Consider the following 442-nt stretch of genomic DNA (forward strand, 5'->3'; position numbering starts at 1 on the left):
GGCAAAATTCTCATAATAGTTTTTGCAATAGTAGTTTTACCAGCACCAGTCTCTCCTACCAACGCCAGTGTTTTCCCGCGTTCCAGCGAAAAAGAGACTCCATTAACCGCATGAACTACATCATCACCTGACGAATATTCTACTACCAAGTCTTTCACTTCCAAAAAAGCTGTTGTTTTCTCTTCCATCTTCTGACCTCCATCAATTTTTAAGTTTCGGATCCAAAGCATCTCTGAGGCCGTCACCAAGCATATTAAGACAAAGAACGGTCAATGCGATGAAAAGACCAGGGAAAGTCAGCATATAGGAATAATCCCGTATATAACCCTTTGCTCCTGAAAGCATGGCCCCCCACTCCGGAGTAGGTGGCTGAACGCCAAGACCAATATAGCTTAAAGAAGCTGCAGTCAGGACCGTATTGGCAACTCCCATAGTTGCTTCC

General features: G+C 44.3%; 2 protein-coding genes. Both read right to left on the bottom strand.

The genetic code is table 11. The features are described from left to right. On the bottom strand, positions 1–188 hold a 188-nt coding region (locus NE664_14125), incomplete at its 3' end, for an ATP-binding cassette domain-containing protein (GenBank protein ID MCQ4727772.1). Positions 189–201: 13 nt separating this feature from the next. After that, positions 202–442, bottom strand: a 241-nt coding sequence (locus NE664_14130) for an ABC transporter permease subunit (GenBank protein ID MCQ4727773.1), incomplete at its 5' end; no start/stop codon positions are given.

This window comes from Anaerotignum faecicola, from assembly GCA_024460105.1.
Taxonomy (GTDB): domain Bacteria; phylum Bacillota; class Clostridia; order Lachnospirales; family Anaerotignaceae; genus JANFXS01.